A 568-nucleotide genomic window follows, 5' to 3' on the forward strand; every position below is an offset into this window, starting at 1 on the left:
CTGCTGCGCTTGCCGAGTTGCATGTGCATGGGGTGGAGGTGGACTGGGCGGGCGTGTTCGCCGGGAGTGGTGCTCGTCATGTCGATCTGCCGACCTATGCCTTCCAGCGCCGCCGCTTCTGGCTGGAAGCGCGGCGCTTCAGCGGTGATCTGACGGGCGCGGGTCTGGAGAATGCGGGCCACCCCTTGCTGGGCGCGGCGGTGCTGCTGCCGGAAGGCGAAGGCACAGTCCTGACCGGCCGGTTGTCGTTGGCCGAGCACCCGTGGCTGGCGGATCACGTGGTGATGGGATCCGTGCTGGTGCCTGGAACGGCCCTACTGGATCTGGCCCAGCATGCGGCCTGTGAGGTGGGGTGCGACTTCGTCGACGAACTGACCTTCCACCGCCCCCTCGTCCTGGGCGAAGACGAGTCCGTCGACATTCAGGTGCGTGTCACTCCCGCTGCCCCGGATGACCGCTGGACTGTCAAGGTCTTCTCGCGGCGTGTGGGTGGGGAGTGGGTGTGTCATGCGGTGGGTGCGGTGTCGGCGGGTGCTGCTGCGGGTGTGGGGGCGGGGGAGTGGCCTGG

1 pseudogene is annotated in these 568 nt (G+C 68.5%); it reads left to right on the forward strand.

Going from position 1 to position 568, the window contains the following annotated elements:
- Window positions 1-568 (forward strand): annotated as a pseudogene (locus tag ACSNOC_RS27880) (polyketide synthase); the annotation flags it as partial.

This window comes from Streptomyces sp. URMC 129, assembly GCF_051386415.1.
GTDB lineage: Bacteria > Actinomycetota > Actinomycetes > Streptomycetales > Streptomycetaceae > Streptomyces.